Source organism: Defluviimonas salinarum, from assembly GCF_026013545.1.
In the GTDB taxonomy this organism is placed as follows: domain Bacteria; phylum Pseudomonadota; class Alphaproteobacteria; order Rhodobacterales; family Rhodobacteraceae; genus Albidovulum; species Albidovulum salinarum.
Genome location: NZ_JAPDOG010000013.1, coordinates 28,562 through 55,083 on the forward strand (window position 1 = coordinate 28,562; position 26,522 = coordinate 55,083).

The following is a 26,522-nucleotide window of genomic DNA, read 5'->3' on the forward strand; positions in this document are numbered from 1 at the left end:
CGGCTTTCGGGTCAGGCAGTGCGGCGCGGCTCAGGCGCGTTCGCTGTATTCCATGAATTCGGTGTGGACGACGATGTCCTCGTCCTGGCCGATGAACGGCGGCACCATGATCCGGACGCCGTTGTCGAGGATCGCCGGCTTGTAGCTGTTGGCGGCGGTCTGGCCCTTCACCACCGGCTCGGTCTCCACGACCTTGCAGACGACCTTCTGCGGCAGCTGCATCGAGAGCGCCTCGTCGCCGTAATACTCGATCGTCGCGACCATGCCGTCCTGCAGGAACGGGCGGCGGTCACCGAGGAGGTCGGCCGGCAGCTCGATCTGCTCGAAGGTCTCGTTGTCCATGAAGACGAGCATGCCGTCGTTCTCGTAAAGGAACTGCTGGTCCTTCTGCTCGAGCCGCACCTGCTCGACCTTGTCTTCCGACCGGAAGCGCTCGTTGAGCTTGCGGCCGTCACGGAGGTTCTTCAGTTCGACCTGTGCGAAGGCGCCGCCCTTGCCGGGCTTGACGTGGTTGACCTTCACGGCAGCCCACAGGCCACCGTCGTGCTCCAGGACGTTGCCGGGGCGGATTTCGTTGCCGTTGATCTTGGGCATGTCTCTAAACCTTGACGGAAGGTTGAATGGAACTGGGCGGCACATATATATGCCGGGCTTCGAGGTGACAAGCAGGCTAGATACTGTAGGCCCCGGAACGACCTATGCACAAGATGCATGGCAGTCATTCCAAAAGGGGAATACCGAATCGGGGGCGAAACACCATAGACAGCGGAACGCCGAGAAACACAAGAGCAAGAAGAACGGAAGTCAGGAAATGCGCGATTTCGTGGATGGCACCGCATTCAACTACGAGCAAGGCCAGAGGTCGCGTAAGCTTTTCGCGGCGGTGGTCCTTGCGGCGCTGGATGATGCGATTGCCGACGACAAGAAGTATGGCAACGGGCCGGAGCAGATTGCCCGCTGGGCGCGGTCGCGTGACGGCCGCGAGGTTCTGTCCTGTGCCGGGATCGACCCCAACGAGCGGGTCGTCAAGGGCCTGATGGAATTCGTCGGCAAGGGCATCCGTACCTCCGTCGCGCTGTCGCGCGAGGAAAGCGAACGGCGCCACGCGGCCGAGGAAGCCGAAGCGGCGTAAGCAGGCCGGCGCAAGCAAAACGAAAAACGCGCCCCTCGGGGCGCGTTTTTCGTTTCCGTTTCCAAGACCGGGGCGCGGTTCAGTCGGACTTGCGTGCGTCGAGCGCCCGTTGAATCTCGCGTCGAACCAGCATGCGCATGTTGCGGGTCACGCGCTCGCCGAGAGGTCCTTGCAGCTCCTGCCGGATCAGCTCGGCCACGAGCGCGCGCAGGGCTTCGATCTCGGCGTCCTCGACGTGGTCCTCGACATCATCGGACCAGAATGCGCTTGCTTGTCCGGGGGCAGCCGCGGGCTCAACGGCGGAGTCCGGCTCCGTCATTCCGGTGTCAGCAACCGCGTCGGCGGCCGTCAGATGGAGCCGGCGTGCCGGTCCGGGTTCAGCTGCCTCCTCGACCTCGATATCAGGATCGGGGGCCTCGGCCGTCTCATCGCGATCAGGCGACTCGGGCTGTACGTCCGGAGCGTCGGACATGGGGTTTTCGTCGTCATCGGTAAAGACTGCCCATGGCTCGTCATCGTAGCGATCCTGTGATGCCTCGGTGTGGCGGTCGCCCTCTTCGTCGGCCAAGTCGACATCTGCACTCGCTTCCGCGAAGCTCGGTGCGGAATCCCCGGCCGCCGGCTCGTCCGTCTCTAAGCCGTCTTCGATGAACTCCTCTTGCGCGAGGGCCTCGTCCGGCACCGCGATCTCGCTGCCGTCCGGCTCGAAGTCGTCGCCGATTCTGGCGACCGCGACCTCGAGTTCGGCGATCGTCGCCTCCAGAGACTGCCGACCTGTGTCGGCGTGCAGTGCTTCGACCGCCGTCGGTGACTCGAGGTCGGCGGCCGTATCGAGGGCAGCGTCGGCGCCTTCCTCGGCCTCCGGCAGCAGCTCTTTCTCGTTCCCGGCGACCCTCAGCGCGTCGGTCAGGACCAGCTTGTCATCCGAATCGTCAGGCGCCGGAGTCCGCTCTGGCGCGGGGGCCGGGCGATGGCGCCCATCCTCTGACACTAGGCGGCGAATCGAGGAAAGCACGTCCTCAATTTCCGGATTCGTCCGCAGATCAGACATGGAAACACCTCAACCGTTCGGACTCTCATTGTAGAGCGCCCCGGCCGAGCCGGCAACCGAGGCCGGCGCTCAGTTCCTGCCGATCGCCTTCATGACCCGATCGAGGCTCTCGCCCTGCACCGAGGTCAGCGGCGCGGACTTGACGGCGTTGTAATAGCCTTCCGGATCGTAGATCGGCACGCCAAGGCCCAGTTGCTCGGCCGTCAGCAATCCCATCGACGACAGGAGCGCATAAATCGCGATCTGGTATCTCGCCTCGGCGGAAATCCGGTTGCCGCGCGCGTCCAGAAGCTCCTGCTCGGCGTCGAGCACGTCGAGCGTCGTGCGGGCGCCGAGCTTGGCCTCTTCGCGTACACCGTCATAGGCGATCGTGGCGGCCTCTATCTCGAGCTCGGCGGCGGAGATCTGCGCACGCGCGACCTCGATCTCGGCCCAGGCGGTGCCAAGGTCGCGAACCACGTTCACGCTCGACTGCAGCAGCACCGACCGCGCCGCGTCACGCTGCGCGATCGACTTGCGATGCAGCGACGAGAGTCGGCCGCCCGCATAGAGCGTCTGGTTCAGCTCGACGCCGACGGATGACGAGTCGTTGCCGTCCTCGTCGATGCCGACCGAGGCCCTGCCGATGATCGTGGGCATCCGCTCCGCCGCCGCGAGCGTGACCTGGAGGTCGGCCGCACGCGCCTGGAACTGCGCCTGGCGAATGGACGGATGGCTGCGCTGCGCGATCGCGCGGGCTTCCTCGATCGAACGCGGCAGGGCGGGGCCGCGCGGCGCCGCCGCAAGGCTGCCGGGATACTGGCCGGTGGCCGCCCGATAATCCTCGCGCGCCACGGCAAGCTCGCGCTCGGCTGCGGCAAGACCGGCCCGTGCGGCGGCAAGCCGCGCCTCGGCCTGCGCGACGTCGGTCCGCGTGACCTCGCCGACGTCGAACTGGTCTTGGGCGGCGCGCAGCGTCTCGCTCAAAACACGGACCGAGTTCTCGTTGATCGCGACGTTCTCGACCTGGCCGCGGACGACGAAATAGGCACGGACAGCCTCGAGCAGCACGTCCTGCTCGACACCGATCAGCGACTGGCGGGTCGCCAGAACCGTTTCCTTGGCGATGTCGACCCCGATCCGGTTGCGGCCGAAATCCAGCAGCGTCCACTGCGCATTGAGCCCCAGAAACGACCTCAGCCCTTCGTTCTGCAAGTCGTTGGTATATCCGACGTCCAGCGCCCAGGCGGCAACCGGCCGCAGCGTCGAGACCGCGGTGGCCACGTCCTCGTCGGCGGCGCGCAGCACGGCGCGGTTCTGCTCGATGATATTGGAGGTCCGGTAAGCGGCAACCAACGCGTCGGCGAGAGTCTCGGCCCAGGCCGGAGCCGCCGCGACCAGCGAGAGGGCCGTTAGCCCGGCGGTCAGCGCACGCCTGGAGGGGAGGAATTTCGTCGAAGGTTTCATTCGGTCTCTCTCTCCCGTCGCCGTTGGCCGTCTCCCACTGCGGGAGCCGACCTAGAGTGTGAACGTCCGCTTTTGATCGAACCCCGGCAGCACCGGTGCCGAAGCATTGAAGGCCAGCCGCCAGGTCACCTGGCCGTCGGCCTTGTGGCCGATCCGGCAAAGCCCGAGCGGTCCTTCCATGAACAGGCAGGCGATGCGCCCGCCTTCCTTGAGCTGGGCGAGAACCGCGGCGGGCACGGTCTCGGCCGCACCTTCGACCACGATCGCGTCATAAGGGCCGTGCTTGGCGGCGCCGCCAGCAAGCGGAGCCTCGATCACCGCGGCATTGTCGGCGCCCTCGGCCGAGAGCCGGGACTGCGCCTGAGCGGCAAGCTCGGGATCTTCCTCGACCCCCACGACCGCCTCGGCGATCCGCGCGATCACCGCCGTCGTGTAGCCGAGCCCGCAGCCGATATCGAGCACGAGGTCGCTCGGCTGGATGTCGAGAGCGTCCAGCATCTTGGCGAGGGTCCGCGCCTCGAGCATCTCGCGGCCGGCGCCGATGGCGAGATTGCCGCCGACATAGGCGGCCTCGCGGCGAGAGCCCGGCACGAACGCCTCACGCGGGACCGAGAGCATCGCTTCGATGATCGGAAATTTCGTGACGTCGTTGGGACGGACCTGGGTATCGACCATCATCGTGCGAAGGGCGGCGAAATCGGTCATTGACTGAACTCATGGCATTGGCTTCAGGTTGCCCAACCTCTTGCCACAGAAAGAAAGGAGGGGCAACGGGGCAGGATGTCCTCAACTGGCAACTTCCGGCGCGCTATCGGCTTGCGCGACGATTTGGCATGGTATATCTCGCTTCCACCTCCGGCGGGTTGGCGGAGAGGTTACGCAGCGGATTGCAAATCCGTGAAGACCGGTTCGATTCCGGTACCCGCCTCCACTTCCTTCTGAAACATGGGCTTGGCGGCCGGACGGTCGGGTGTGATGACTGGTGGGGCACACGCCCTAGGAAGCCGTTATCCCATCTAAGTTCTTCAAGACACGGGATTTCTCAATTCCGATGGCTACCCCACTGCCCCTGTGGCCAGGGCCCACTGATTTCGCGTCGGTGGCATGGTTCGGGCTCCGCAAGCGGATCTGAACATGACCAACCCTTTCTAGCTGACGGATGGAGGAGGATCAGAAATCGGTTCAGCGGACCGTTTTCCCGACGACCCAGATGGTGCGTCTTCAACCGATCGCCGCTCGGTCGATCCACTGGATCGCTTGCTGACGCGCCTCGAGTCCCACGAGCCATGGCAAGCCGCGATTAGATGACCGGCGCGCGGCGAGTGGCATTGTCTTTATTAATCGCCATGGGTCGCGGTGGTGCGATGCACCTTGCGGGTGCGGACCGCCCAAGACCCTCTACAACCGCTGGAAGCGACGCGGCGACAGGGGGGGCTTCGCCCCGGATCGTGGAAGGTCTCGCCTCCGAAGGTCGGCGCTCCTGCACCACCCCGTGGGGCACCATCCAGGCTGGTTCCGAGAAGCACTAAAAGACAAGGGGATACGCCTCTGTATCCCCGGCCGTGAGTCCAACGCAAAAGCCGTCCGCTCCGACAAGCGCCGCGACATGCGGCGCAACCGGATCGAGATCATGTTCGGACGTCCGAAGGGCTGGCGCCTCGTCGCAACCTGATACGGCGGATGCCTTCTGAAGATCCATGTGTCTGGAACCCGGCCCGCGAAACCTGCCGCCGCCGCCGGGCGCAGATCACTTCATTGTCAGGGCGCCAAACTTGTGCGGCTCCGTGCTGCCACTTACCCTTCGGGCACCACTTTTCCCAAGCGGATGTCATCTGGATGTCCTGTCGTCAGGTATTTCACCGAAGGACTTCGACATGAGCGACAGAAAGCAGTGGCTTACCCTCGCCTTCCTCGCGGCTCTGGCCGCCGGGCCCGTCTTCGCCGATACCGAAATCACCAAAGACGTCGTGATGAGCCACCTTCAGGGTGTGGGTCAGCTCGACGTGGGCGCGGCGGTCGCGCCGTATGCTGACGACGCCACGCTCATCTTGGCCGACAAGGTCTACCACGGGTCCGACGAAATCCGTGGCTTCTTCAAGACCTTCTTTGCCGAGTTCTCGCAGGCCGACGTCTCCATGGAAACCGAAGCGCTCGTATTCGAGGGAAACACCGCTCTCACGACGTGGAATGCCGAGTCGCCGAACAATGTCTATGAATTCGGTGCGGATACTTTCGTTGTGCAGTATGGAAAGATCGTGAGCCACACGATGGCCGCGCGCATTACCCCGAAATAGCGGCTCGCGATTTGGGCCGCGGCGGCGGTTTCTTCCCCGCCGACTTCAAGCAGGAGCAGTCGCCGTCCGACCCGGAAACGAAAAGGCCCGCCGGGGGGCGGGCCTTTGGCGTCGCGTGAGGGGCGATGTCAGATCTTCAGCGCGGCTTCGGCGGTGATCGTCTCGAGCCCGAGTGCCTCGCCCACGGCGGCATAGGTGAGCTTGCCGGCATGGACGTTGAGGCCGTTCAGGAGATGCACGTCGTCGGCGCAGGCCTGGCGCCAGCCCTTGTTGGCGAGGGCGAGCATGAACGGCATCGTCGCGTTGCCGAGCGCGATCGTCGAGGTGCGGGCGACGGCGCCCGGCATGTTGGCCACGCAGTAGTGCATGATGCCGTCGACCTCGTAGACCGGGTCCTGGTGCGTCGTGGCGCGCGAGGTCTCGAAGCAGCCGCCCTGGTCGATGGCGACGTCGACGAGCGCGGCGCCGGGCTTCAGCTCTTTCAGCTGCGCCCTGGTGATCAGCTTCGGCGCGGCGGCGCCGGGGATCAGCACGGCGCCGATGATCATGTCGGCCTGGCGTGCCAGCTCGATGATGTTGCCGGCCGAGGCATAGGAGGTCTTGAAGGTGCCGCCGAAGACGTCGTCGAGATAGCGCAGGCGCGGGATCGAGCGGTCGAGCACGGTGACATCCGCGCCCATGCCGGCCGCGATCTTCGCCGCATGGGTGCCGACGACGCCGCCGCCGATGACGATGACCTTGGCCGGGCCGACGCCGGGCACGCCGCCCATCAGCACGCCGCGGCCGCCGTTGGCCTTCTGCAGCGTCCAGGCGCCGACCTGCGGCGCGAGACGGCCCGCGACCTCGGACATCGGCGCGAGGAGCGGCAGGCCGCCGTTGCGGTCAGTCACGGTTTCGTAGGCGATGCAGGTCGCGCCGGAGGCGAGGAGGTCCTTGGTCTGCTCCGGATCGGGCGCGAGGTGGAGGTAGGTGAAGAGGATCTGGCCCTCACGCAGCATCTTGCGCTCACCCGCCTGCGGCTCCTTCACCTTCACGATCATGTCGGCTTCGGCGAAGACATCGGCAGCCGTCGGCAGGATCGTCGCGCCGACCGCGGTGTAGTCCGCGTCAGCGAAGCCCGCGCCGAGGCCGGCGCCGGTCTCGATCACCACCTGGTGGCCATTCGCGATGGCCTCGCCCGCGGCGTTCGGCGTCATGCCGACGCGAAATTCCTGCGGCTTGATTTCCTTGGGGCATCCGATCTTCATGGGGTCCTCCCGAAATATTCATGCAGGGCAGGATGGCGCAGGCGGCATGAAATTGCTTTGAGATTTTTCTGGTCATTTGGGGTAGCTTTCGTGATAACTTCGAAGAACATGGGATTTGTTCGAAGGATCTTGCGTGATTATGCAACTCGACGCGACGGACAGGCGAATCCTGACGGTTCTGCAGAAGCAGGGGCGGATCACCAATGCCGAGCTTTCAGAGCAGGTGAACCTCTCGCCCTCGGCCTGCCACCGGAGGGTGCAGCGGCTCGAGGAGGAGGGCTATATCGATGGCTTCGTGGCGCTCCTGAACGCGCGCAAGCTCAGGCGGCCGACCACGGTCTTCGTCGAGATCACGCTCTCGGGTCAGGCCGACGAGGTCCTGGAGGAGTTCGAGCGGGCGGTGAAGCTGGTGCCGGACATCCTCGAATGCCACCTGATGGCGGGGTCGGCGGATTATCTCCTCAAGGTCGTGGCCGAGGATACCGAGGATTTCGCCCGCATCCACCGCCAGTTTCTCGCCCGGCTGCCGGGGGTGGCGCAGATGCATTCGTCCTTCGCGCTCAGGACGGTGCGGCAGACGACGGCGATCCCGGTCTGAGGTCGTCGTTCAGTCGCTCCCCGGCCCGAAACGCCGTGGCATGACCCGGCCACTTTCATGGGCCTGACCGTCTCGGATCAGCAGGCTTGAGAAAGTTTCGCTGGCGGTAATTCGGATCAGAAGGTTTGAGAGCGTTTCGCTGGTGGCGATTCGGGCGGGCGGGAAGAAAAGCACTGTGCCGACGAGAATCTGAAGCACGACGACGATGTTGAGCCAGGTGCGGAACGGTTCTTTTTTGGTCTTATGCCGCAATCGGTGTTGCGCGAGTTTCGCGCCGCCGCCACCGAAAAACGCGGCGAGCAACAGAGTTTGCTCGGAGATACGCCAGTCGCCGGTTCGCGCCCTTTTCTTGTCGATGGCGAACAAGAGGTAGGAAAATGCGTTCGTGACCCCGAGAACGCCGACGATCCAGGGCACTAATTCCACGAATGCACCCATCAACCGCGCAGGCCGGTTTCTTCGAGGAGGCCCATGCGCTTGGCCTCGTAGTAATAGCCCTTGGAGTACCACATCACCGCCCGGTCGCGGTTGCCGCGCGCGACAAGCCAGGCGCCGCGCAGGTACTTGCCGGCGTAGCGCAGGTTGGTTTCGGCATCGAGGAGCCCCGCGGGGCGGCCGCGATAGCCCATCGTGCGGGCGGTCTGGGGATGGATCTGCATCAGCCCGTAGTAGGGGCCGTTGCGGGCTTCGGGGTTGTAGCCGCTCTCGCGCCGCACGACGCGGTGGATCAGATCCTCGGGCATGTCGTAGATGCGGGCGTATTTCGAGATCAGGCGGTTGACCTCGGCGGAGCCCTGCGGGCCGTCGCCACGGTGGCGGTGGCGCCGGGAGCCGCAGCCGGCGAGGCCGGCGAGGAGGAGCGCCAGGGCGGCGCGGCGGGGCAGGTCTGTCATCGGGGTCTCCTTCCGTGGCGATTTGGTAGCCGAGTGGCGCGGCGGGGAAAAGGGGGCGGGGCCCCGGATGGGCGCGGCGGGCGATTTGGTGTATGTTTCTCGCGCGGCGCCGGCGCGGACGCGCCGCGGTGCCGCCTGCAAATGGGGGGGCAAGACATGGCTTATGTGGACTGGGAGATCCGGGGGCCGAAGATCGCCGGGTGCAGCTGCGACTACGGCTGCCCGTGCGAGTTCAACGGGAGGCCGAGCCGGGGCTATTGCCGGGGGGTCGAGGCGCATCTGATCGAGAAGGGGCATTTCGGCGAGGTGCCGCTTGACGGTCTGGTGGTAGCGGCCTGGTATCGCTGGCCCGGCGCGGTGCACGAGGGCGGCGGCGAGGTGCAGGGCATCATCGACAAGCGCGCGAGCCCGGAACAGGTCGAGGCGCTGTTCAAGATCCTCGGCGGCGAGGAGCAGGAACCGACCACGATGTTCAACATCTACGGTTCGACGATGGAGAAGGAGTTCGATCCAGTCTTCGAGGAGATCCAGTTCGCCTGCGACATGGCGGCGCGGACGGGCTCGTTCCGGGTGGGCGACATGCTGCGGCTCGACATCGAGCCGATCCGCAACCCGGTGACGGGCAAGCCGCACCGAGCGCGGATCGTGCTGCCGGAGGGGTTCGAGTTTTCGGAGGCCGAGATGGGCAGCGCGGACCTCAAGGTGAATGTCGAGGGGCTGGCCGATTTCGGTCACGACAAGTGCTATGGCGCCTTGTTCCATGCGGCTTACGGGCCGCAGGGGATCATCCGCGGCGCGGCCTGACACGGCGATGCTCGCCGCCTTCGAGAGGCTGGCGCGGGACGGGCGGCCGGTTCTGGTGACCGCGCTCGGGCTCATCTTCGCGGCCGCGGCGCTCTGGATGCTCTGGGGCGCGGGGATGGGCATGACCGCCTGGGCCATGACCCGGGCGGCGCTCTTTCCGCATCTTCTCGGGTTCGAGGCCGAGGCCGGGATGGAGATGGGCCGCAATCTCGTCGGGCCGGCGGGGTGGAGGCTGCGCTACGTCGCGCTGATGGCGCTGATGTGGTGGGCGATGATGATCGCGATGATGCTGCCTTCCGCGCTGCCGATGATCCTGATCCATGCCCGCGTGGTCGCACGCGGCCGGGCGCGCGGGCACGCGATGCGCGCGTCACCGGGCTGGTTCGCGGCGGGCTACCTCGCGGTCTGGCTCGGCTTTTCGGTCGTCGCGGCGGTCATGCAGCTTGCGCTGGTCGAGACGGGGCTGATCTCGGGGATGATGCTCTGGTCGGAGAGCCGCTGGCTCTCGGCCGGGCTGCTGGTGCTGGCCGCCGCCTATCAGGTCTCGGGGCTGAAATACCGCTGCCTCGTCGAGTGCCGCTCGCCGATGGAGTTCCTCGCGCGGCACTGGCGGGACGGCGCCTGGGGCGCCTTCGGCATGGGGCACCGCCACGGCGCCTTCTGCCTCGGCTGCTGCTGGCCGCTGATGCTTCTCTTGTTTGTCGGCGGGGTGATGAACCTGCTCTGGATCGCGGCGCTGGCGCTTCTGGTGCTCGTCGAAAAGCTCGCGGGGCCGGGCGTGGCTGTGGCGCGCGCGGGCGGTGCGTTGCTTCTGGTCTGGGCCGCGGCCACGCTCGCGGTCTGAGGCGGGCAACGAAAAACCCCCGGGCGCTGCCTCGGGGGTCCTCGTCTTTGCGGGGTTGCCCCCGCCAGCAATTCCAGTCGCCTCAGAGAGCGCCTTCGCGCTGGGCCTTCTTGCGCGCCAGTTTACGGGCACGGCGAACGGCCTCAGCCTTCTCGCGCGCTTTCTTGACGGAGGGTTTCTCGAAATGCTGCTTGAGCTTCATCTCGCGGAACACCCCCTCGCGCTGAAGTTTCTTCTTCAGAGCACGAAGCGCCTGTTCGACGTTGTTGTCGCGAACGCTGACCTGCATGTGGTTGTCACCACCTTCCTAAGTTAGAGTTGCAATCGGTTGCAGGAAGCGCCCCTATAGCAAAGCCCTCCGGTTTTGTCTATGGGAAGGCGATCGGGGGCGGAGCGCATGGAAAACAACGGCTTGGATATTGGATCGGCGCCAGACCGGCTTCTGGACGCGGCACTTTGCCATGTCGCCTTCGACGGCTGGTCGGAGATGACCTTCCGTGCCGCAGCGGAGGATTCGGGGATCGGCGTGGACCTGGCGCGGGTGGTCTGCCCGCGCGGGGCGCTGGACCTCGCCGCCGCCTATCACCGGCGCGGCGACCGGCTCATGGCGGCGGCTTACATGGCGACCGATCTGACCGGGCTCAAGATCCGCGAGCGGGTGGCGCTGGCGGTGCGGCTGAGGCTCGAGGCCGCCGACCGCGAGGCGGTGCGGCGTGGGGCCGCGCTCTTCGCGCTGCCGCAGCACGCGGCGGAGGGGGCGGCGCTCATCTGGGGCACGGCGGACGCAATCTGGCATGCGCTCGGCGACACGTCGGACGACATCAACTGGTATTCGAAGCGCGCGACGCTTGGCGCGGTCTATTCGGCGGTGGTGCTCTACTGGCTCGGCGACGAGAGCGAGGGCCACGGGGCGAGCTGGGAGTTCCTCGACCGCCGGGTCGAGGACGTGATGCGGTTCGAGAAGTTCAAGGCGCGGGTACGCGAGATGCCGGTGCTCGGCGCCGCACTCGCGGGGCCGCTGAAGGCGCTGGGGCGGATCAAGCGGCCGGACGGCGCACCGCGCGACCTGCCGGGACGGGTCGGGGAAGGGGAGAGGACATGACGCTGCCGAAGACGATGCGGGCGGTCGAGATTTCGAAGCCGGGCGGGCCGGAGGTGCTGCAGCTGATCGAGGCGCCGGTGCCGGTGCCGGGGCCGGGGCAGATCCTGATCGAGGTCGCCTGGGCCGGCGTGAACCGGCCCGACGCCCTGCAGCGCGCGGGCGCCTATGCGCCGCCACCCTCGGCCTCGCCGCTGCCGGGGCTGGAGGCTTCGGGACGCGTGGCGGCCCTCGGGCCGGACGTCGCGGGCTGGAAGGTCGGCGACGCGGTCTGCGCGCTCCTGCCGGGCGGCGGCTATGCCGAGTACGTCGTGACGCCTGCCGCCCACGCGCTGCCGGTGCCGGCCGGCATGGAACTGCGCGAGGCGGCCTGCCTGCCCGAGACCTGCTACACGGTCTGGTCGAACGTCTTCCAGCGTGGCGGGCTGAAGGCGGGCGAGGTGTTCCTCGTCCACGGCGGCTCCTCCGGCATCGGCACGACGGCGATCCAGATCGCCTCCGCGCTCGGCGCGCGGGTCTTCACCACGGCCGGATCGGCGGAGAAGTGCACGGTCTGCGAGGAATTGGGCGCCGAGCGCGCGGTCAACTACCGCGAGGCGGATTTCGTCGAAGCGGTGCGCGCGGCGGGCGGGGCCGACCTGATCCTCGATATGGTCGGCGGCGACTACATCCCGCGCAATGTCAAGGCCCTGGCCGATGACGGGCGGCTGGTGCAGATCGCCTTCCTCTCCGGGCCGAAGGTGGAACTGAACTTCGCCCAGTTGATGACCCGGCGGCTGACGATCACCGGCTCGACCCTGCGCCCGCAGAGCGACCTCGCGAAGGCGCGGATCGCTGAGGACCTGCGCGCTCATGTCTGGCCGCTGATCGAGGCCGGGCGGGTGCGCGTGGTGATGGATTCGGAATACCCGCTCGCCGAGGCTGCCGAGGCGCACCGGCGGATCGAAAGCTCCGGCCATATCGGCAAGATCGTGTTGAAGGTGAAGTGAACGCCGCCTGACCGCGACGATTCCGCACGTGCAATCCCCCGAGAAGGGCGTTACGCTGCGGCGCAGCAAGAACGACACGTTCGGGGGACGGAATGACAGGCAAGGTCATCGCGGTCGTGCAGCAGAAGGGCGGGTCGGGCAAGACCACGCTCGCGGTCAACCTCGCCACCGCCGCGATCCGGCGGGGGATGACGGTGGCGCTTCTCGACACCGATCCGCAGGGCTCGCTCGGGCGCTGGTTCATGACCCGGCGCGAAAGGCTGGGCGAGGCAGGGCTGGAGTTCTCCACCTCCTCGGCCTGGGGCGTGTCCTACGAATGCGAGAAGCTGAAGCGTGACGTCGATCTCGTCATCGTCGACACGCCGCCGAAGGTCGATGCCGACCTCAGGCCCGCCTTGCGCGAGGCCGATCTGGTGCTGGTGCCGGTCGCCTCCTCGCATGTCGATCTCTGGGCCACGGACGGTGTCCTCGACCTCGCCGCGCGCGAGCACAAGCGCGCCTGGCTGGTGCTCAACCGCACCCGCGCCGGCACCCGGCTCTGCGAGGACGTGGCGCGGGCGGCCGAGGAGCTGACCGCGGGCGTCGCGGCGTCTCGGATCGCCAACCGGGTCGTCTATGCCGAGACGCTGGGCCTCGGCCTCGGCGCGGTCGAGTCCGGGCAGAAGGCGGCGCGGGAAGAGGTCGAGGCTTTCGCCGACGAGGTGATGGGGCTTCTGGAGGCCTGACTTGCATCGGCGGCGCGCGGCCCCATATCGGTCGGGATCCAACACGCGAGGAAAGGCACCGCCCGATGAAATGTCCCGCCTGCACCACGACCCTGACCATGACCGAGCGCTCAGGGGTCGAGATTGACTATTGCCCGAACTGCCGGGGGGTCTGGCTGGACCGGGGCGAGCTCGACAAGATCATCGACCGTACCGTCGCCGCCGCCGCGCCCGCGGTGGCGCTTAGCGAACCCCAACGCCAGGTTGCGCGCGACGAGGACCGGCGCTACCGCGACGACGATGGCGACCGGCGCTACCACAAGAAGAAGCGCGAGAGCTTCCTGTCGGAGCTTTTCGATTTCTGATCGCGGTTTACAGCCGCCCGGCCGGGCGCGATAGTTGATCCGAACGCGCCCGGAACGGAGTGAGGCAATGCCGACGATTGACAAGGAATTCACGGGGCAGACCGTGATCACGACATTCGAGATGACGCCCGGGACGGCGCAGGATCTGATGGACGAGCTCACCAACGCCTATCAGGAGTTCATACGTCACCAGCCCGGCTTCATCGGCGCCGGGCTGCACATGAACGACGCCCAGACCCGGATCGCCAACTACTCGCAATGGCGCGACCGCAAGGACTTCCAGGCGATGCTGCGCAGCCCCGAGATGCGCGAGCGCAACCGCCGGATCTCGGCGCTTTGCTCGCGGTTCGAACCGGTGATGTACGAGGTCGTCGAGGCACTCGGCTGAGGCCCGCCGTCAGTAGTGGATCCTCAGGCCGAGCCGGAACGTGTCCGCATCGGCCGAGGCCTTGTTCAGCCCGGCATTCGACATGTGGAAATAGCCGAGCGAGACGGCGAGCCGCTCGTTCAACGGCAGGCTGATGTCGAGCCCGGTGCGGAACTGGATGGTCTCGTCATCGATGAAGGTGCCGCTCTGGCCGCTCTCGAACAGGGCGGTGCCGGTGTGCGGGGTCAGCGTGATTCTTCCCCAATGGAAGTCCTTGCGCAGACCGGCGGTGAGATAGGCGCCGCCGTCGCCGAAGGCGCCGAGGCCGTAGAGCGGCTGCAGCCCCCAAAACAGCTCTCCGTCAGGCAGGTAGTCGACCGACCAATGGTTGCGGGAGCCGACGAGAGCGGTCGTGTCGTTGAGCATGCCGCCGGAGATCAGCCAGCTTCCCCGGCTTTCGGCCGAAGCGGTGCCGGCTGCGGCGACGAGTGCCGCGATGAGAAGCGATGTCGTGAAACGGGCCATAACGGTGTTTTTGCCGGAAAAGTTATCCATGATGGGAACCCTGCCACCGCAATCCGCTCCCGCAAACCGCGGAGTTGTGGAAAATCCTCCTCTGTGGCGCGCGCGCCTCGCGTCCGGGCGGCGAATGCGCACGCGCCCGGCGGTCAGGCGAACCAGGTGCCGCCGTGGTGATCGCGCAGCGACCAGGCCGCGAGAAGCAGCGTCGCGAGGCCGGTTGCGACGAAGTTGCCCGTCACCAGGCCGTCTGCGGCCGTCATCGCGGCGAAGCCGAGCACCCAGGGCGAGACGATGAGCCAGAGCCCGATCGCCATGTCCACCCATTCCTCCCAATCGTGGAACTCGACGATTGCGGCGATGGCGATGCCGACGATGATCGCGCCGAACAGGAGCGCGTTCCAGAATGCCGGTGCCAACGCGGTGAATCCGAGGATCCACGGCGACAGAAGCAGCCAGGCGCCGAGCAGGAGGCAGATCCAGTCCTGCCAGGTGCCAGTGGATTTCTTCATGAAGTTTGTCATTGCTTACCCCTCCTCTGAGCGGTCAGCCGCGACGGTGTCCCGCCGCGGCAGGACCGTAAGGCCGGCGCATCGTTGACGTGCCGGCACGTTGCTGAATCTGGTAAGGGTTCCCCGGATTTCAAGAGGTTGCGGCAACCGGGCGCACAAGTTCCGATTGTCCCGAGGGATCCGGGTCGGCCGGCTATCCGTCCGCGCGCAGGATCGAGGCGATCGGACCGATGCCGCTGTCGGCCGCGCCGGTATAGATGATCCTGACCGTGTCGCCGGCAACGAGGTCGGGCGCGAGTTCGGTCTTCTCGTCGAACTGCCACACCGTCTTGTCTTCGAGCACGATGACCCGGTCGACGCGGTCGAAGGCGAGGATCGTGCCGGTGGTCTCGTCGGCGGTCGCGGCGGTGGCGAGGAGCAGGGGGAGGGCATAGAGAAGCGCACGCATGGCCATCACTCCGAGGGACTGCCGGGCGATGGTAGCATCGGCCGGGCGAGTCGGGCAGGGAAACACCGGGCCTCGCGAAACTCCGCCGGGGATGGCTCCGGCGCTTGCATGGCGGGCCTTCGCGAGACATAAGGCGCGCGGCCCGTCCCTCCCGTGGCGGGCGGGAAAACGGACCATTCGGGGGGCGGTGAGGCGGATGAAGACGTTTGCGGTTCTGGTATCGCTGGTGGCGCTTCTTTTCGTTGCGGGCTGCGCCGCGGCGCCGGGTGCGGGCGGCGGCGCGGAGGTCGCGAAGCTGGCTGCGGGGATCCGGGCACTCGGTCCCGAGGTCGATCCCGAGGAGGCGGCGCGAGCCGCCGAGATCGCCTATTCCTGGTCGCAGCACCTCGCGGTCGAATACGAGATCACCGACCCGCCGCTCGTCCACAACACCAAGGTCAACATGGGGCTGCGTCCGCGCGGGCTCTGCTGGCACTGGGCCGAGGACATGGAAAAGCGGCTGAAGCAGGAAAACTTCCGCACGCTGGAGGTCCAGCGCGCCATCGCGACGCCGGACTTCCTCGGCATCGACCATTCGACGGCGCTGGTGAGCCTGCCGGGCGGGACGATCTACGACGGCATGGTGCTGGATCCCTGGCGGAACGGCGGCAAGCTCTTCTGGTCGCCGACGCTGGCGGACCCGCGCTACAAGTGGCGCCCGCAGGGCGAGGTCCATGCCGAGAAGCGCCGACTGGAGGTCGCGCGGGGCAAGATCGCGGTCGGAGGGTAAGGCCGGGCAGCGGCGCCGCGGCATGCGTTCGCCCGTTGCGCGGCGACCACCACGTCGTGTAGCCTCGATACGATCCGGATCAGGTTTCGTGCCGCCATGCGCCCGCGCATCAAGATCGCCGAGGACAACTACTTCTCGACCTTTTCCGGGATGACGGAGACTCTGCCGACCGGGGTGGGCCTCGATCTGGAGGGGGCGCTGCACATCCACTGCGGCGCAGACATCGCGACCTTCAACCCCTCGATCCTGCGTGAACCCTCCGTGCCCGTCGAGCGCTTCCTGCGGCAGGCGTCGGCGTTTCACGGCCAGCACGGCTCTCCTGCCTGGACGATCGCGACCCGCGTGCCGGATGCTCCGATCGCGGAGCCGGCGCTCAAGGGGCAGGGGTTTCGCTATGGCTTCGATGTGCCGTTCATGGTGCTCGACGAGATTCCCGGCCCCGAGAGACTCGACGGGCTGGTGGTCGAACGGGTCACCGGGATCGATGGCCTCAGATGCCATTTCGAGATCGTCGCGCAGGCCTTCGAGACGCCGTTCGGCTGTTTCGAACCGGTCTGCCACCCGGCGATCCTCGACGCGCGGTTCGGCTTCTTCGTCGGCCGGTGCGACGGCGTCCCGGTCGCGACCGCGCTCTACGCGGTTTCGACCGGCGCGGGCGTGGCCTGTGCGGGCATCTACAACGTCTGCACCCTCGCGTCGCACCGGGGACGGGGGCTCGGCCGCGCGATGACCGCCCATGCGATGGACGCGGGCCGGCGCGAGCACGAATGCGTGGTCGCGGTCTTGCAGGCGTCGTCGATGGGACGGCCGGTCTACGAGCGCATGGGGTTCCGCGAAGTCACGCGGTGGACCATGTGGCTCCCGCCGCGGTGAGCCGCGGGGGAAGGCCGTCGTGTCCGGCAGTTCCGGCCCGATCCTTGCGGATCGGGCGTTCGACGCTGACGACCTTCCACTGGAAGGTCGTCCAGGCGCGTCTCACCCTTGCAGCGTCCGGACCCCGATCCCTTCGCCGCGGGCCTTGATCGCCTGCACGGCCGAGATCGAGCCGGCGGCGGTCGTGTAATAGGGGATCTTGTCGTAGAGCGCGACCGCGCGGATCGAGCGGCTGTCCTCGATGGCCTGTTGCCCCTCGGTCGTGTTGAAGAGGAGCGCGATCTCGCCGTTCTTCAGCCGGTCGACGATGTGGAGCTTGCCCTCCTGCCGGCCCTCGTAGACCTTGTTCACGGTCTCCGAGGCGATCCCGTTCTCGGCCAGGAAGGCGGCGGTGCCGCGGGTGGCGATGATCTCGAAGCCGAGCCCCGCGAGGTCACGGGCGGCGGCGGCCATCTCGGGGGTCTTGTCCATGTCCTTGATCGAGATGAAGACGCGGCCGGCTTCCGGCAGGTTCGTGCCGGCGCCGAGCTGGGCCTTGAGGAAGGCGAGCGCGAAGCTGCGGTCCCAGCCCATGACCTCGCCAGTGGAGCGCATCTCGGGCCCGAGGATGGTGTCGACGCCGGGGAAGCGGGCGAAGGGCATCACCGCCTCCTTCACCGAGTACCAGGGCGTGATCGGGTTCGCGAGCGTCAGCGGATCGGCATAGGGCAGGTCGGTGTCGGGGCCGACGCCCTCGGGGTAGGGGTCGCGCATCGGGAAGTTCGCCATCGGCTCGCCGGCCATGAGGCGGGCGGCGATGGAGGCAATGGCGCTGTCGGTGGCCTTGGCGACGAAGGGCACGGTGCGGCTCGCGCGAGGGTTCACTTCGAGGACGTAGATCGTGCCGTCCTTGATCGCGAACTGGACGTTCATCAGGCCCTTGACCTTCAGGGCGAGCGCCATCGCGACGGTCTGGCGCTTCAGTTCCTCGACCGTTTCGGCGGTGAGGTTATGGGGCGGCAGGCAGCAGGCGCTGTCGCCCGAATGGACGCCGGCCTCCTCGATATGCTCCATGATGCCCGCGACATGGACGGTCTCGCCATCCGAGAGCGCGTCGACATCGACCTCGATGGCGCCGGTGAGGTAGCTGTCGAGCAGCACCGGGTTCTTGCCCGAGACGTCGACGGCGTGGGTGATGTAGCGCTTGAGGTGGTCCATGTCGCGCACGATCTCCATCGCGCGGCCGCCGAGGACATAGGAGGGGCGGATCACCAGCGGGAAGCCGACGCGCTCGGCGATGGCGACGGCCTGCTCGTCGGACGAGGCGATGCCGTTCACCGGCTGCTTGAGGTCGAGGTCGTTCAGCAGCTTCTGGAACCGCTCGCGGTCCTCGGCGAGGTCGATCGCATCCGGCGTGGTGCCGAGGATCGGGATGCCCTCGGCCTCGAGCGCGTTGGCGAGCTTCAAGGGCGTCTGGCCGCCGAACTGGACGATGACGCCGTGCAGCGTGCCGTTTTCCTGCTCGACGCGGAGGATTTCGAGGACGTGTTCGAGGGTCAGCGGTTCGAAATAGAGCCGGTCGGAGGTGTCGTAGTCGGTCGACACGGTCTCCGGGTTGCAGTTGATCATGATCGTCTCGTAGCCCGCCTCGGTCAGCGCGAAGCAGGCGTGGCAGCAGCAGTAGTCGAACTCGATGCCCTGGCCGATCCGGTTCGGGCCGCCGCCGAGGATGACGACCTTTTTCGCATCGCTCGGCCGCGCCTCGCATTCCACGTCGCCCATCGCGGGGGCCTCGTAGGTCGAGTACATGTAGGGCGTCTGCGCCTCGAACTCGGCGCCGCAGGTGTCGATGCGCTTGAACACCGCCTTGACGCCGAGCCGCAGGCGGGCGCGGCGGACCTGGCCCTCGTCGCGGCCGGTGAGTTTCGCCAGCCGGGCATCGGTGAAGCCCATCATCTTGAGGCGGCGCAGGCCATCGGCGGTGACGGGCAGGCCATCTTTGCGGATCTGCGCCTCTTCCTCGACGATCTCGCGGATGCGGGCGAGAAACCACGGATCGAAGGCGGTGTGTGCTTGAATATCGTCATCACTGAAGCCGTAGCGCATGGCCTGGGCGATGATCCTCATGCGGTCGGGTGTTTGAGCAGAAAGCGCGGCCGCGATGGCGGTCTTGTTGTCTTTCTCAAATCGCCTTCGTTGCTCCTGGTCGGCGAGAAATTGATCGTATTCGGTGTATTTGTAACCACGTTTCTCCGTCCACGTGACGCCCTCGATCTTGATCTCGTCGAAGCCGGTCAGGCCGGTTTCCATGCTCGCCAGCGCCTTTTGCAGCGATTCATGGATCGTTCGGCCGATCGCCATCGCCTCGCCCACCGATTTCATCGCGGTGGTGAGCTCGGGCTTGGAGCCGGGGAACTTCTCGAAGGCGAAGCGCGGGATCTTGGTCACGACATAGTCGATGGTCGGCTCGAACGAGGCCGGGGTCACCTTGGTGATGTCGTTGTCGAGTTCGTCGAGCGTGTAGCCGACGGCAAGTTTCGCCGCGATCTTGGCGATCGGGAAGCCGGTGGCCTTCGACGCCAGCGCCGAGGAGCGCGAGACGCGCGGGTTCATCTCGATCACGACCATGCGGCCGTCCTTGGGATTGATCGCCCACTGGACGTTCGAGCCGCCGGTCTCGACCCCGATCTCGCGCAGCACGGCGATCGAGCCGTTGCGCATGATCTGGTATTCCTTGTCGGTCAGCGTCAGCGCCGGGGCGACGGTGATCGAATCGCCGGTGTGCACGCCCATCGGGTCGACGTTCTCGATCGAGCAGACGATGATGGCGTTGTCCGCCTTGTCGCGGACAACCTCCATCTCGTATTCCTTCCAGCCCAGAAGACTCTCGTCGACGAGGATCTGCGCCACCGGCGAGGCATCGAGGCCCGAGCGGCAGATGCGTTCGTAGTCGTCGCGGTTGTAGGCGACGCCGCCGCCGGTGCCGCCCAATGTGAAGGCGGGGCGGATGATCGCCGGCAGGCCGATGTCTTCGAGCGCGTCCATCGCCTCGGCGACGCCGGCGTTGACGTCGTACTTGCCGTTCTCTTTCTTCGGCGCCGCGATGATGGTCGCCTTCGGATTCTCCAGCCCGATCCGGTCCATCGCCTCGCGGAAGAGCTTGCGATCCTCCGCCATTTCAATCGCTTGCCGGTTGGCGCCGATCAGCTCGACATTGAACTTGTCGAGCACGCCCATGTCGGCGAGCGCCAGCGAGGTGTTGAGGCCGGTCTGTCCACCCATCGTCGGCAGGAGCGCGTCGGGGCGTTCCTTCTCGATGATCTTGGCGACGATCTCGGGGGTGATCGGCTCGATATAGGTGGCGTCGGCCATGCCGGGATCGGTCATGATCGTCGCGGGGTTGGAGTTCACCAGGATGACCCGGTAGCCTTCCTCGCGCAGGGCCTTGCAGGCCTGGGCGCCGGAATAGTCGAACTCGCAGGCCTGGCCAATGACGATGGGGCCGGCTCCGATGATCATGATGGACTTGATATCGGTTCTTTTCGGCATGGCGGTCCCCTTCGCGCAAATTGGACGGGGTTATAGTCAAGACGGCTCGCGGCGCAAGGGCCGATCGGGCGGCCAGCGCCACGGCAGCGGCGCGCGCCCGCGCAGCCTCGGAAGCCGGAATCCTATAGCATGAGAGGTTGGTCTTGCGAACCTCCCCGCCACGCCGCGCCCGCACCGGCAGGGTCCTGCCGCCGTGCTCTCAAGGGCGCAGCAGGTGCTTCCTCGGCCGCGCGCCCTTGACTTCACTGCTCCGGGCGGGTGTATCGGCGTCGAATATCCGCAACACCCAAAGGGCAGATCAAATGCACGCGTATCGCAGCCATACCTGCGCCGAACTCAACAAGGCCCATGCCGGGGAAACCGTGCGGCTGTCGGGCTGGGTGCACCGGGTGCGAGATCACGGCGGCGTCCTCTTCATCGACCTGCGCGACCATTACGGCATGACCCAGGTGCTGGCCGACAGTGACAGCCCGGCGTTCAAGGCGATCGAGAAGCTCAAGGCCGAGACCGTCGTCCGCGTCGACGGCCGCGTCAAGGCGCGGGACGCGAGCCTCGTGAACTCCAAGATCCCGACCGGCGAGATCGAGGTCTATGTCACCGACCTCGAGGTGCTGGGGCCGGCCGAGGAGCTGCCGCTTCTCGTCTTCGGCGATCAGGAGTATCCCGAGGAGACGCGGCTCACCTACCGCTTCCTCGACCTGCGCCGGGAAAAGCTGCACCGCAACATGATGCTGCGCAGCCGCGTGGTGAAGTCGATGCGCGACCGGATGTGGGGTTCGGGCTTCACCGAGTTCCAGACCCCGATCATCACCGCCTCCTCGCCCGAGGGGGCGCGCGACTTCCTCGTGCCGAGCCGCCTGCATCCGGGCAAGTTCTACGCGCTGCCGCAGGCGCCGCAGCAGTTCAAGCAGTTGATCATGGTGGCGGGCTTCGACCGCTACTTCCAGATCGCGCCCTGCTTCCGCGACGAGGACCCGCGCGCCGACCGTTCGCCCACCGATTTCTACCAGCTCGACCTCGAGATGTCCTTCGTCGAGCAGGAGGATGTCTTCGCCGCGATCCAGCCGGTGATCCAGGGCGTCTTCGAGGAGTTCGGCGGCGGCCACAAGGTCGACGCGGTCTGGCCGCGCATCTCCTACGCCGACTCGGCGCTCTGGTACGGCACCGACAAGCCGGACCTCCGCAACCCGATCAAGATGGCCCGCGTTTCCGAGCATTTCGCCGGTTCCGGCTTCGCGATCTTCGCCAAGCTTCTGGAGCAGGAAGGCACCGAGATCCGCGCGATCCCGGCGCCGGGTGGCGGCAGCCGCAAGTTCTGCGACCGGATGAATGCCTTCGCCCAGAAGGAAGGCCTGCCGGGCATGGGCTACATCTTCTGGCGTAAGCGCGGCATTGACTCCTCCCTCGAGAACACGCGCGATTTCCTGACTGAGTTTCTGTCGACTGCTCTTAAAGGGCAGCCTACAGACGGCATTGCTGAAAGGCATTCTGCACCATCTTCCGATGAGCTTGACGAGGTTAAGAACCGCATAGTCGCCGCAGTCAGCGAAGGCGATTTTGAGAAGGCTAAGTTTATTCAGGATGCCCATTTTGGTCACTTGGACGCGGCCGGACCCGTCGCCAAGAACATCGGCCCCGAACGGACCGAGGCGATCCGCCGCCAGCTCGGTCTCGGCGAGGGCGACGCGGTCTTCTTCCTCGGCGGCCATCCGGCGCAGTTCGAGGCGGTTGCGGGCCGGGCGCGCACCGAGATCGGCCGCGAGCTGGGCCTGACCGAGCAAAACGCCTTCCGTTTCGCATGGATCGTCGATTTCCCGATGTACGAAAAGGATCCCGAGACCGGGAAGATCGACTTCAGCCACAACCCGTTCTCGATGCCGCAGGGTGGCATGGAGGCGCTCGACGGCGATCCCCTGAAGGTTCTGGGCTACCAGTACGACCTCGCCTGCAACGGCTACGAGATCGTCTCGGGCGCGATCCGGAACCACCGGCCGGAGATCATGTTCCGCGCATTCGCGCTTGCGGGCTATCCGAAGGAAGAGGTCGAGAACCGCTTCGGCGGCATGGTCAAGGCGTTCAAGTTCGGCGCCCCGCCGCATGGCGGCTGTGCGGCCGGGATCGACCGGATCGTGATGCTGCTCGCCGACGAGCAGAACATCCGCGAGGTCATCATGTTCCCGATGAACCAGCGGGCCGAGGACCTGATGATGGGCGCGCCCTCCGAGCCCACCAACCAGCAGATGCGCGAGCTGCGGCTGCGGGTCACTCCGAAGGAGTGACCGGCGCCGCGCCGGTGTCGCGGATGTTCCACTGGCGCCGGAAACCGCGGTCGAGCCCGATCAGGAAATCCTCGAAGACACGCAGCTTACGCGGCTTCAGCCGGTGGCGCGGGTGCACGATGTGGACTGGCAGGCCCGCCGGGCGGAAGGCGTCGAGAACGGTGACCAGCCGACCAGCGCGGATGTCGCTGTAGACGAGGTAGCTCGCCAGTTGCAGCAGTCCCGCGCCGTGGCGCGCTGCCGCGATCGCCGGTTCGACCGAATCGAAGAGCAGCGGGCCGCGGACCGGTATCGTGACGTCGCGCCCGCCGATGCGGAAATGCCAGGGCGGCGGCGGCGTAGCGTCGCGCGGCAGCCGGGGCAGGCAGGCGTGGCGCGCGAGATCGTCGGGATGCTTCGGAACCCCGGCACGTTCGAGATAGGCCGGCGCGGCGACTGTGATCATTGGCAGACGGGTCACTGGCCGCGCCACGACGTCGCGCTCGGGCGGCGGCCCGAGGATCACGGCGGCGTCCAGCCGCATGCCGACGAAATCCGGCATGTCGCTCCGCACCAGGATCTCGAGCTCCATCTCGGGATGGGCGGCGAGAAAGCCCGGCAGGGCGGGCGCGACGATGATCCGCGCAATGCCCGGCGGCATCTGGACGCAGAGGCGTCCCCTCGGAGACCGTTCGGCGGCGCCGATGTCGTCCTCAAGCTCCTCAACCTCGGCGAGGATCCGGCGGGCGCGGTCGAGATAGCGGGCGCCATCCTCGGTCAGCCGCATCCGCCGCGTGGTGCGTTCGAGAAGCTGGACGCCGAGATGGCGCTCGAGCTCCGCCACGATCGTCGAGGCGGCGCCACGCGCATAGCCGAGATCGGTGGAGGCCGCTGACAGGCTGCCGAGCTCGGCCACCCTCAGGAACAGCCGCATCGCGCGCAGGTGATCCATGAATTGTCCGGAAAAAGCGGAGACTGAAACCAGATTGCCCCCGTTTATCGGAAAAGGAAAGCGGCGTATCCGGCTTGCCATTGACCTCCGGCGCGTCCGGAAACTGCCAATGGAGAGAAAGACATGAACGCCGATACGGGATTTGAGACGGAAACGAAGACCGATCTCTACTATGCGGTCCACAAGGGCATAAGGCTTGCCAATGCGCGCATGCTGATTGCGCTCGGTCAGGCCGACGCGGCGGACGAGCCGGCGCTGCTGGAGACGCTCGGGCGGTTGTCGGCGCATCTCGACCTGAGCCTTGCGCACCTGACGCACGAGAACCAGAAGATCCACGCCGCCGTCGAGGCGCGGCTTCCCGGCGGCTCGGACCATGCCGGCGAGGACCACGACCACCATCTGGAGGCCTTCGCGGACCTGCGGCGGATGGCCGAGGAGGTGGCTCAGGCCGGTTCGGACCGGGCGGCGCGGCTGCGCCGGCTCTATCAGCGCTTCGCGCTCTTCGTGGCCGATGACCTCACGCATATGCACGAGGAGGAGACCGAGTTGATGCCGCTCATCGCCGCGAATTTCTCGGGCGCCGAGATCAAGGGGATCGAGCATTCCATCGTGTCAGCCATCGCGCCGGAGAAGATGGCGGCGTTCCTCAAGGTCATGCTCGGCGCCGCCTCGCCCTCCGAACGGGTCGGCATGGTCAGCGGGATGCGGCAGGCGATGCCGCAGGAGGCCTTCGACGGGCTTTTCGCTGCCGTGGTCGGACCCGACTGGCGGATGGGCGACTGGGCGGCGATGGAGCGCGCGCTGTGTTGAAGAGCGCCGGTTGACCTTCGGCTGCCCGATGACGAGAAAGCCGCGCCTTATAGGGCGCGGCTTTCCCGTGAGGGTGGATACGAAAGGAACGTGTCAGAACGCCGATGCGGCGCTGGCGGAAATCGAAATTGTCAACGAAAGGAGCCCGGTGCCGAACACCGTCGCATGAGCGGCGCGCGTGAGTTTTTCTTTGTTTGCGATCCGCAAGAACCGATCCTTCATGGCGGTGCATTCCCCTGGGCAGCAGGCTCTCCCACCCATCTTGGCGGCAAATGCGGCAGGAATGGGGAATCTGTGGGGCCGGGTTGTGGCCGTCGGATGTCCTGCGGGAGGCGGCGACGCCCGTTGCGCCCCGCGTTTCAGGACCTAGACTGCGGAGCGCAACGGCGGAGGAGCGGATGGCGGAACAGCGGAACCTGAGAGAGCCGGTGCCGGACTGGACGCCGCCGCGACGGCCGGATCGCGAGGTTCTGGAGGGGCGCTGGGTGCGGCTCGAGCGGCTCGACCCGGATCGCCACGCGGCGGCGCTTTTCGCCGCGAATCGAGCGGACGACCGGATCTGGGACTTTCTGCCCTACGGTCCCTTCGCCGAGGAGGCGGCCTATCGCGACTGGGCCGCCGGGATGGCGGGGCGCGAGGATCCCTGCTTCTACACGCTTCTCGACCGTGAGACGGGACGCGCGGGCGGCGTCGCGAGCTATCTCAGGATCGACCCGGCGGCGGGATCGATCGAGGTCGGGCACATCAACCTCGCCCCCGTTTTGCAGGGCAGCCGGGCGGCGACCGAGGCGATGTACCTGATGATGGGCTGGGCCTTCGACGCCGGCTATCGCCGCTACGAATGGAAATGCGACGCGCTGAACCGGCCGTCGCGGCGGGCGGCGGAGCGGCTGGGGCTGAGCTTCGAGGGCGTGTTCCGGCAGGCCACCGTGGTCAAGGGCCGCAACCGCGACACCGCGTGGTTCGCGGCGATCGACAAGGACTGGCCGGCGCTGAGGGCGGCCTTCGAGCACTGGCTCCGGCCGGAGAATTTCGACGCCGACGGCCGCCAGCGCGAAAGCCTCTCGGCGCTGACCCGGCCGCTTCTGGTCGCGGACGATCCCGATCGCGCGGGCGCGGTGGGTTGAGCGCGGCCACCGCCGGCGCGGGGCTCAGAACCGGGCGCTTGCCGTGAGCCGGTCGCGGACGAGGGTGCTGACGCGGTTCACCGGGGCACGGCTCCGCAATCCGGTGAGCCCGTCGCGCGCCAGCGCCTCGGCCGCGGCCTGCAGGGGCGCGTCACGGGCCGAGCGCGCGAGGCCGGAAAGGAACTGTGCGACATAGTCGAGCGTGGCGGCGTCGCTGGCCCGGCCCAGAAGCTCGGCGGCCCGCGCGAGGTCGTCGCGCAAGGCGAGCGGATCGGGGGCGATGCGGTCCTCCGGCTCCCGCGACGCCCGGGCGATGCCGGCACTGGCAGGCAACGCTGCGAGGACCGTCCGCTGGAAGGCCGCGAGGCTCTCGACCGGCTTGGCGAGGAACCCGTCCGCCCCGGCAGCGCGGGCCGCGCCCTCGGCGCCGCATTCGCCGCTGGTGCCGAGCAGCGCCGGAACCCGCGGGCACATCGCCGCAATGTCGCGGATGAGTTCCAGTCCCGAGCCGTCCGGCAGCCCGAGATCGACGATCGCCACCGTCGGCCGGTAGGCCTGCAGGTGGCGCCGGGCCGAGCGCAGGCAGTCTGCGCGCCGGAGCCGGGCGCCGGACCGCTGGCACATGAGCCGCATCGCCTCGCAGGCAAAGCGGCTGTCTTCAACCAGAAGCACGGTCAGCCCCTGAAGCGGGCGCCCGGCCGGGGCTCCGCTCGCGGCGATGAAATCGGACAGGTCGTCGGCCATCTGCACTTTCCTTTCCGCGCGGGCGCGAATCCCCTCCGAGTAAGGCAGCGATTGCCTAACGGACGGTAAAGCCCGCACCGAAGCTGGTGCTTGCGTGCCGCGCCGCAGCGCCGCATAAAGCACGGGACGCTCATCCCTGGAGGACAGCC

30 protein-coding genes, 1 tRNA gene and 1 pseudogene are annotated in these 26,522 nt (G+C 67.1%); 17 read left to right on the forward strand and 15 right to left on the reverse strand.

Annotated elements, in window-relative coordinates:
* Positions 1 to 30: 30 nt before the first annotated feature.
* Positions 31 to 594 carry an elongation factor P gene (efp, locus tag OM960_RS14460; RefSeq protein WP_263337308.1) on the reverse strand — a complete coding sequence of 188 codons (564 nt, stop codon included), beginning with the start codon at positions 592 to 594 and terminating at the stop codon, positions 31 to 33.
* Positions 595 to 811: 217 nt separating this feature from the next.
* Between efp and OM960_RS14465 the strand changes: the two genes are divergently transcribed.
* Positions 812 to 1,132 (forward strand): DUF6280 family protein, encoded by a 321-nt coding sequence (locus OM960_RS14465; protein ID WP_263337305.1) that lies wholly within the window; start codon positions 812 to 814, stop codon positions 1,130 to 1,132.
* A gap of 79 nt (positions 1,133 to 1,211) precedes the next feature.
* Here OM960_RS14465 and OM960_RS14470 read toward each other — a convergent pair whose 3' ends face one another.
* From OM960_RS14470 to OM960_RS14480, 3 genes are all read right to left on the reverse strand, one after another.
* Positions 1,212 to 2,183, reverse strand: a complete 972-nt coding sequence (locus tag OM960_RS14470; RefSeq protein WP_264772443.1) for a hypothetical protein — start codon at positions 2,181 to 2,183, stop codon at positions 1,212 to 1,214.
* A gap of 69 nt (positions 2,184 to 2,252) precedes the next feature.
* Positions 2,253 to 3,629 carry a TolC family outer membrane protein gene (locus OM960_RS14475; RefSeq protein ID WP_263337300.1) on the reverse strand — a complete coding sequence of 459 codons (1,377 nt, stop codon included), beginning with the start codon at positions 3,627 to 3,629 and terminating at the stop codon, positions 2,253 to 2,255.
* A 51-nt stretch (positions 3,630 to 3,680) separates the two neighbouring features.
* Positions 3,681 to 4,334, reverse strand: a complete 654-nt coding sequence (locus OM960_RS14480) for a protein-L-isoaspartate O-methyltransferase family protein (protein ID WP_263337297.1) — start codon at positions 4,332 to 4,334, stop codon at positions 3,681 to 3,683.
* 152 nt (positions 4,335 to 4,486) lie between these two features.
* On the opposite strand from OM960_RS14480, the gene OM960_RS14485 reads away from it, so the two are divergent.
* The 3 genes and pseudogenes from OM960_RS14485 (at position 4,487) to OM960_RS14495 (ending at position 5,923) form a co-directional block, all read left to right on the forward strand.
* A tRNA-Cys gene (locus OM960_RS14485) sits at positions 4,487 to 4,560 on the forward strand.
* 345 nt (positions 4,561 to 4,905) lie between these two features.
* Positions 4,906 to 5,298 (forward strand): annotated as a pseudogene (locus OM960_RS14490) (transposase); the annotation flags it as partial.
* A gap of 205 nt (positions 5,299 to 5,503) precedes the next feature.
* Positions 5,504 to 5,923 carry a nuclear transport factor 2 family protein gene (locus OM960_RS14495; RefSeq protein WP_264772444.1) on the forward strand — a complete coding sequence of 140 codons (420 nt, stop codon included), beginning with the start codon at positions 5,504 to 5,506 and terminating at the stop codon, positions 5,921 to 5,923.
* Positions 5,924 to 6,051: 128 nt separating this feature from the next.
* Here the strand turns inward: OM960_RS14495 and ald are convergent, their stop codons facing one another.
* Positions 6,052 to 7,170 (reverse strand): alanine dehydrogenase, encoded by a 1,119-nt coding sequence (gene ald, locus OM960_RS14500; protein WP_263337291.1) that lies wholly within the window; start codon positions 7,168 to 7,170, stop codon positions 6,052 to 6,054.
* Between the two features lie 139 nt (positions 7,171 to 7,309).
* Between ald and OM960_RS14505 the strand changes: the two genes are divergently transcribed.
* Positions 7,310 to 7,768 (forward strand): Lrp/AsnC family transcriptional regulator, encoded by a 459-nt coding sequence (locus tag OM960_RS14505; protein WP_263337387.1) that lies wholly within the window; start codon positions 7,310 to 7,312, stop codon positions 7,766 to 7,768.
* Positions 7,769 to 7,777: 9 nt separating this feature from the next.
* On the opposite strand, the gene OM960_RS14510 is transcribed toward OM960_RS14505, so the two are convergent.
* Positions 7,778 to 8,206, reverse strand: a complete 429-nt coding sequence (locus OM960_RS14510; protein ID WP_263337287.1) for a DUF1294 domain-containing protein — start codon at positions 8,204 to 8,206, stop codon at positions 7,778 to 7,780.
* On the reverse strand, positions 8,206 to 8,661 hold the full coding sequence (locus OM960_RS14515) for a lytic transglycosylase domain-containing protein (RefSeq protein ID WP_263337283.1): 456 nt from the start codon (positions 8,659 to 8,661) through the stop codon (positions 8,206 to 8,208). Before OM960_RS14515 ends, OM960_RS14510 begins: the two co-directional genes overlap by 1 nt.
* Before the next feature lie 156 nt (positions 8,662 to 8,817).
* On the opposite strand from OM960_RS14515, the gene OM960_RS14520 reads away from it, so the two are divergent.
* Together OM960_RS14520 and OM960_RS14525 are read left to right on the forward strand one after the other, a co-directional pair.
* On the forward strand, positions 8,818 to 9,465 hold the full coding sequence (locus OM960_RS14520) for a DUF1326 domain-containing protein (RefSeq protein ID WP_263337280.1): 648 nt from the start codon (positions 8,818 to 8,820) through the stop codon (positions 9,463 to 9,465).
* On the forward strand, positions 9,422 to 10,309 hold the full coding sequence (locus OM960_RS14525) for a DUF2182 domain-containing protein (RefSeq protein ID WP_264772445.1): 888 nt from the start codon (positions 9,422 to 9,424) through the stop codon (positions 10,307 to 10,309). The genes OM960_RS14520 and OM960_RS14525 overlap by 44 nt, the downstream gene beginning before the upstream one ends.
* An 82-nt stretch (positions 10,310 to 10,391) precedes the next feature.
* On the opposite strand, the gene rpsU is transcribed toward OM960_RS14525, so the two are convergent.
* On the reverse strand, positions 10,392 to 10,598 hold the full coding sequence (rpsU, locus tag OM960_RS14530) for a 30S ribosomal protein S21 (RefSeq protein WP_011748553.1): 207 nt from the start codon (positions 10,596 to 10,598) through the stop codon (positions 10,392 to 10,394).
* A gap of 129 nt (positions 10,599 to 10,727) precedes the next feature.
* Between rpsU and OM960_RS14535 the strand changes: the two genes are divergently transcribed.
* The 5 genes from OM960_RS14535 (at position 10,728) to OM960_RS14555 (ending at position 13,854) form a co-directional block, all read left to right on the forward strand.
* A complete protein-coding gene (locus OM960_RS14535; RefSeq protein ID WP_432759522.1) occupies positions 10,728 to 11,411 on the forward strand; it encodes a COQ9 family protein in 684 nt (227 codons plus the stop codon).
* Positions 11,408 to 12,397 (forward strand): NAD(P)H-quinone oxidoreductase, encoded by a 990-nt coding sequence (locus OM960_RS14540; protein WP_263337232.1) that lies wholly within the window; start codon positions 11,408 to 11,410, stop codon positions 12,395 to 12,397. The genes OM960_RS14535 and OM960_RS14540 overlap by 4 nt, the downstream gene beginning before the upstream one ends.
* Before the next feature lie 92 nt (positions 12,398 to 12,489).
* Positions 12,490 to 13,122, forward strand: a complete 633-nt coding sequence (gene parA / locus OM960_RS14545) for a ParA family partition ATPase (protein ID WP_263337230.1) — start codon at positions 12,490 to 12,492, stop codon at positions 13,120 to 13,122.
* Positions 13,123 to 13,187: 65 nt separating this feature from the next.
* The gene (locus OM960_RS14550) at positions 13,188 to 13,466 is read left to right on the forward strand and encodes a TFIIB-type zinc ribbon-containing protein (RefSeq protein ID WP_264772446.1); all 279 of its coding nucleotides are present in this window, start codon (positions 13,188 to 13,190) and stop codon (positions 13,464 to 13,466) included.
* Between the two features lie 67 nt (positions 13,467 to 13,533).
* Positions 13,534 to 13,854 carry an antibiotic biosynthesis monooxygenase family protein gene (locus OM960_RS14555; RefSeq protein ID WP_263337225.1) on the forward strand — a complete coding sequence of 107 codons (321 nt, stop codon included), beginning with the start codon at positions 13,534 to 13,536 and terminating at the stop codon, positions 13,852 to 13,854.
* A gap of 9 nt (positions 13,855 to 13,863) precedes the next feature.
* On the opposite strand, the gene OM960_RS14560 is transcribed toward OM960_RS14555, so the two are convergent.
* The 3 genes from OM960_RS14560 to OM960_RS14570 form a co-directional block, all read right to left on the reverse strand.
* Entirely contained in the window at positions 13,864 to 14,358 is a 495-nt protein-coding gene (locus OM960_RS14560) for an acyloxyacyl hydrolase (RefSeq protein WP_264772447.1), read from the reverse strand.
* Positions 14,359 to 14,501: 143 nt separating this feature from the next.
* Positions 14,502 to 14,876, reverse strand: a complete 375-nt coding sequence (locus tag OM960_RS14565; RefSeq protein WP_264772448.1) for an SPW repeat protein — start codon at positions 14,874 to 14,876, stop codon at positions 14,502 to 14,504.
* Between the two features lie 181 nt (positions 14,877 to 15,057).
* On the reverse strand, positions 15,058 to 15,312 hold the full coding sequence (locus OM960_RS14570; RefSeq protein WP_264772449.1) for a hypothetical protein: 255 nt from the start codon (positions 15,310 to 15,312) through the stop codon (positions 15,058 to 15,060).
* A 196-nt stretch (positions 15,313 to 15,508) separates the two neighbouring features.
* On the opposite strand from OM960_RS14570, the gene OM960_RS14575 reads away from it, so the two are divergent.
* Complete coding sequence (locus tag OM960_RS14575) at positions 15,509 to 16,081, forward strand: hypothetical protein (RefSeq protein ID WP_264772450.1); 573 nt, start codon at positions 15,509 to 15,511, stop codon at positions 16,079 to 16,081.
* Between the two features lie 96 nt (positions 16,082 to 16,177).
* Positions 16,178 to 16,954: a GNAT family N-acetyltransferase gene (locus tag OM960_RS14580; protein WP_264772451.1), complete on the forward strand. Its 777-nt coding sequence runs from the start codon at positions 16,178 to 16,180 to the stop codon at positions 16,952 to 16,954.
* Positions 16,955 to 17,056: 102 nt separating this feature from the next.
* On the opposite strand, the gene carB is transcribed toward OM960_RS14580, so the two are convergent.
* Positions 17,057 to 20,482: a carbamoyl-phosphate synthase large subunit gene (gene carB, locus OM960_RS14585; protein WP_264772452.1), complete on the reverse strand. Its 3,426-nt coding sequence runs from the start codon at positions 20,480 to 20,482 to the stop codon at positions 17,057 to 17,059.
* A gap of 302 nt (positions 20,483 to 20,784) precedes the next feature.
* Between carB and aspS the strand changes: the two genes are divergently transcribed.
* A complete protein-coding gene (gene aspS, locus OM960_RS14590; protein WP_264772453.1) occupies positions 20,785 to 22,761 on the forward strand; it encodes an aspartate--tRNA ligase in 1,977 nt (658 codons plus the stop codon).
* Here aspS and OM960_RS14595 read toward each other — a convergent pair.
* Positions 22,745 to 23,692: a LysR family transcriptional regulator gene (locus OM960_RS14595; protein ID WP_264772454.1), complete on the reverse strand. Its 948-nt coding sequence runs from the start codon at positions 23,690 to 23,692 to the stop codon at positions 22,745 to 22,747. The genes aspS and OM960_RS14595 overlap by 17 nt on opposite strands.
* A gap of 123 nt (positions 23,693 to 23,815) precedes the next feature.
* On the opposite strand from OM960_RS14595, the gene OM960_RS14600 reads away from it, so the two are divergent.
* Positions 23,816 to 24,502: a hemerythrin domain-containing protein gene (locus OM960_RS14600; protein ID WP_263337202.1), complete on the forward strand. Its 687-nt coding sequence runs from the start codon at positions 23,816 to 23,818 to the stop codon at positions 24,500 to 24,502.
* 93 nt (positions 24,503 to 24,595) lie between these two features.
* On the opposite strand, the gene OM960_RS14605 is transcribed toward OM960_RS14600, so the two are convergent.
* A complete protein-coding gene (locus OM960_RS14605) occupies positions 24,596 to 24,724 on the reverse strand; it encodes a hypothetical protein (RefSeq protein WP_263337200.1) in 129 nt (42 codons plus the stop codon).
* A gap of 176 nt (positions 24,725 to 24,900) precedes the next feature.
* On the opposite strand from OM960_RS14605, the gene OM960_RS14610 reads away from it, so the two are divergent.
* Positions 24,901 to 25,629, forward strand: a complete 729-nt coding sequence (locus OM960_RS14610) for a GNAT family N-acetyltransferase (RefSeq protein WP_263337198.1) — start codon at positions 24,901 to 24,903, stop codon at positions 25,627 to 25,629.
* Positions 25,630 to 25,653: 24 nt separating this feature from the next.
* On the opposite strand, the gene OM960_RS14615 is transcribed toward OM960_RS14610, so the two are convergent.
* A complete protein-coding gene (locus OM960_RS14615) occupies positions 25,654 to 26,373 on the reverse strand; it encodes a response regulator (RefSeq protein ID WP_264772455.1) in 720 nt (239 codons plus the stop codon).
* Positions 26,374 to 26,522 lie beyond the last annotated feature (149 nt).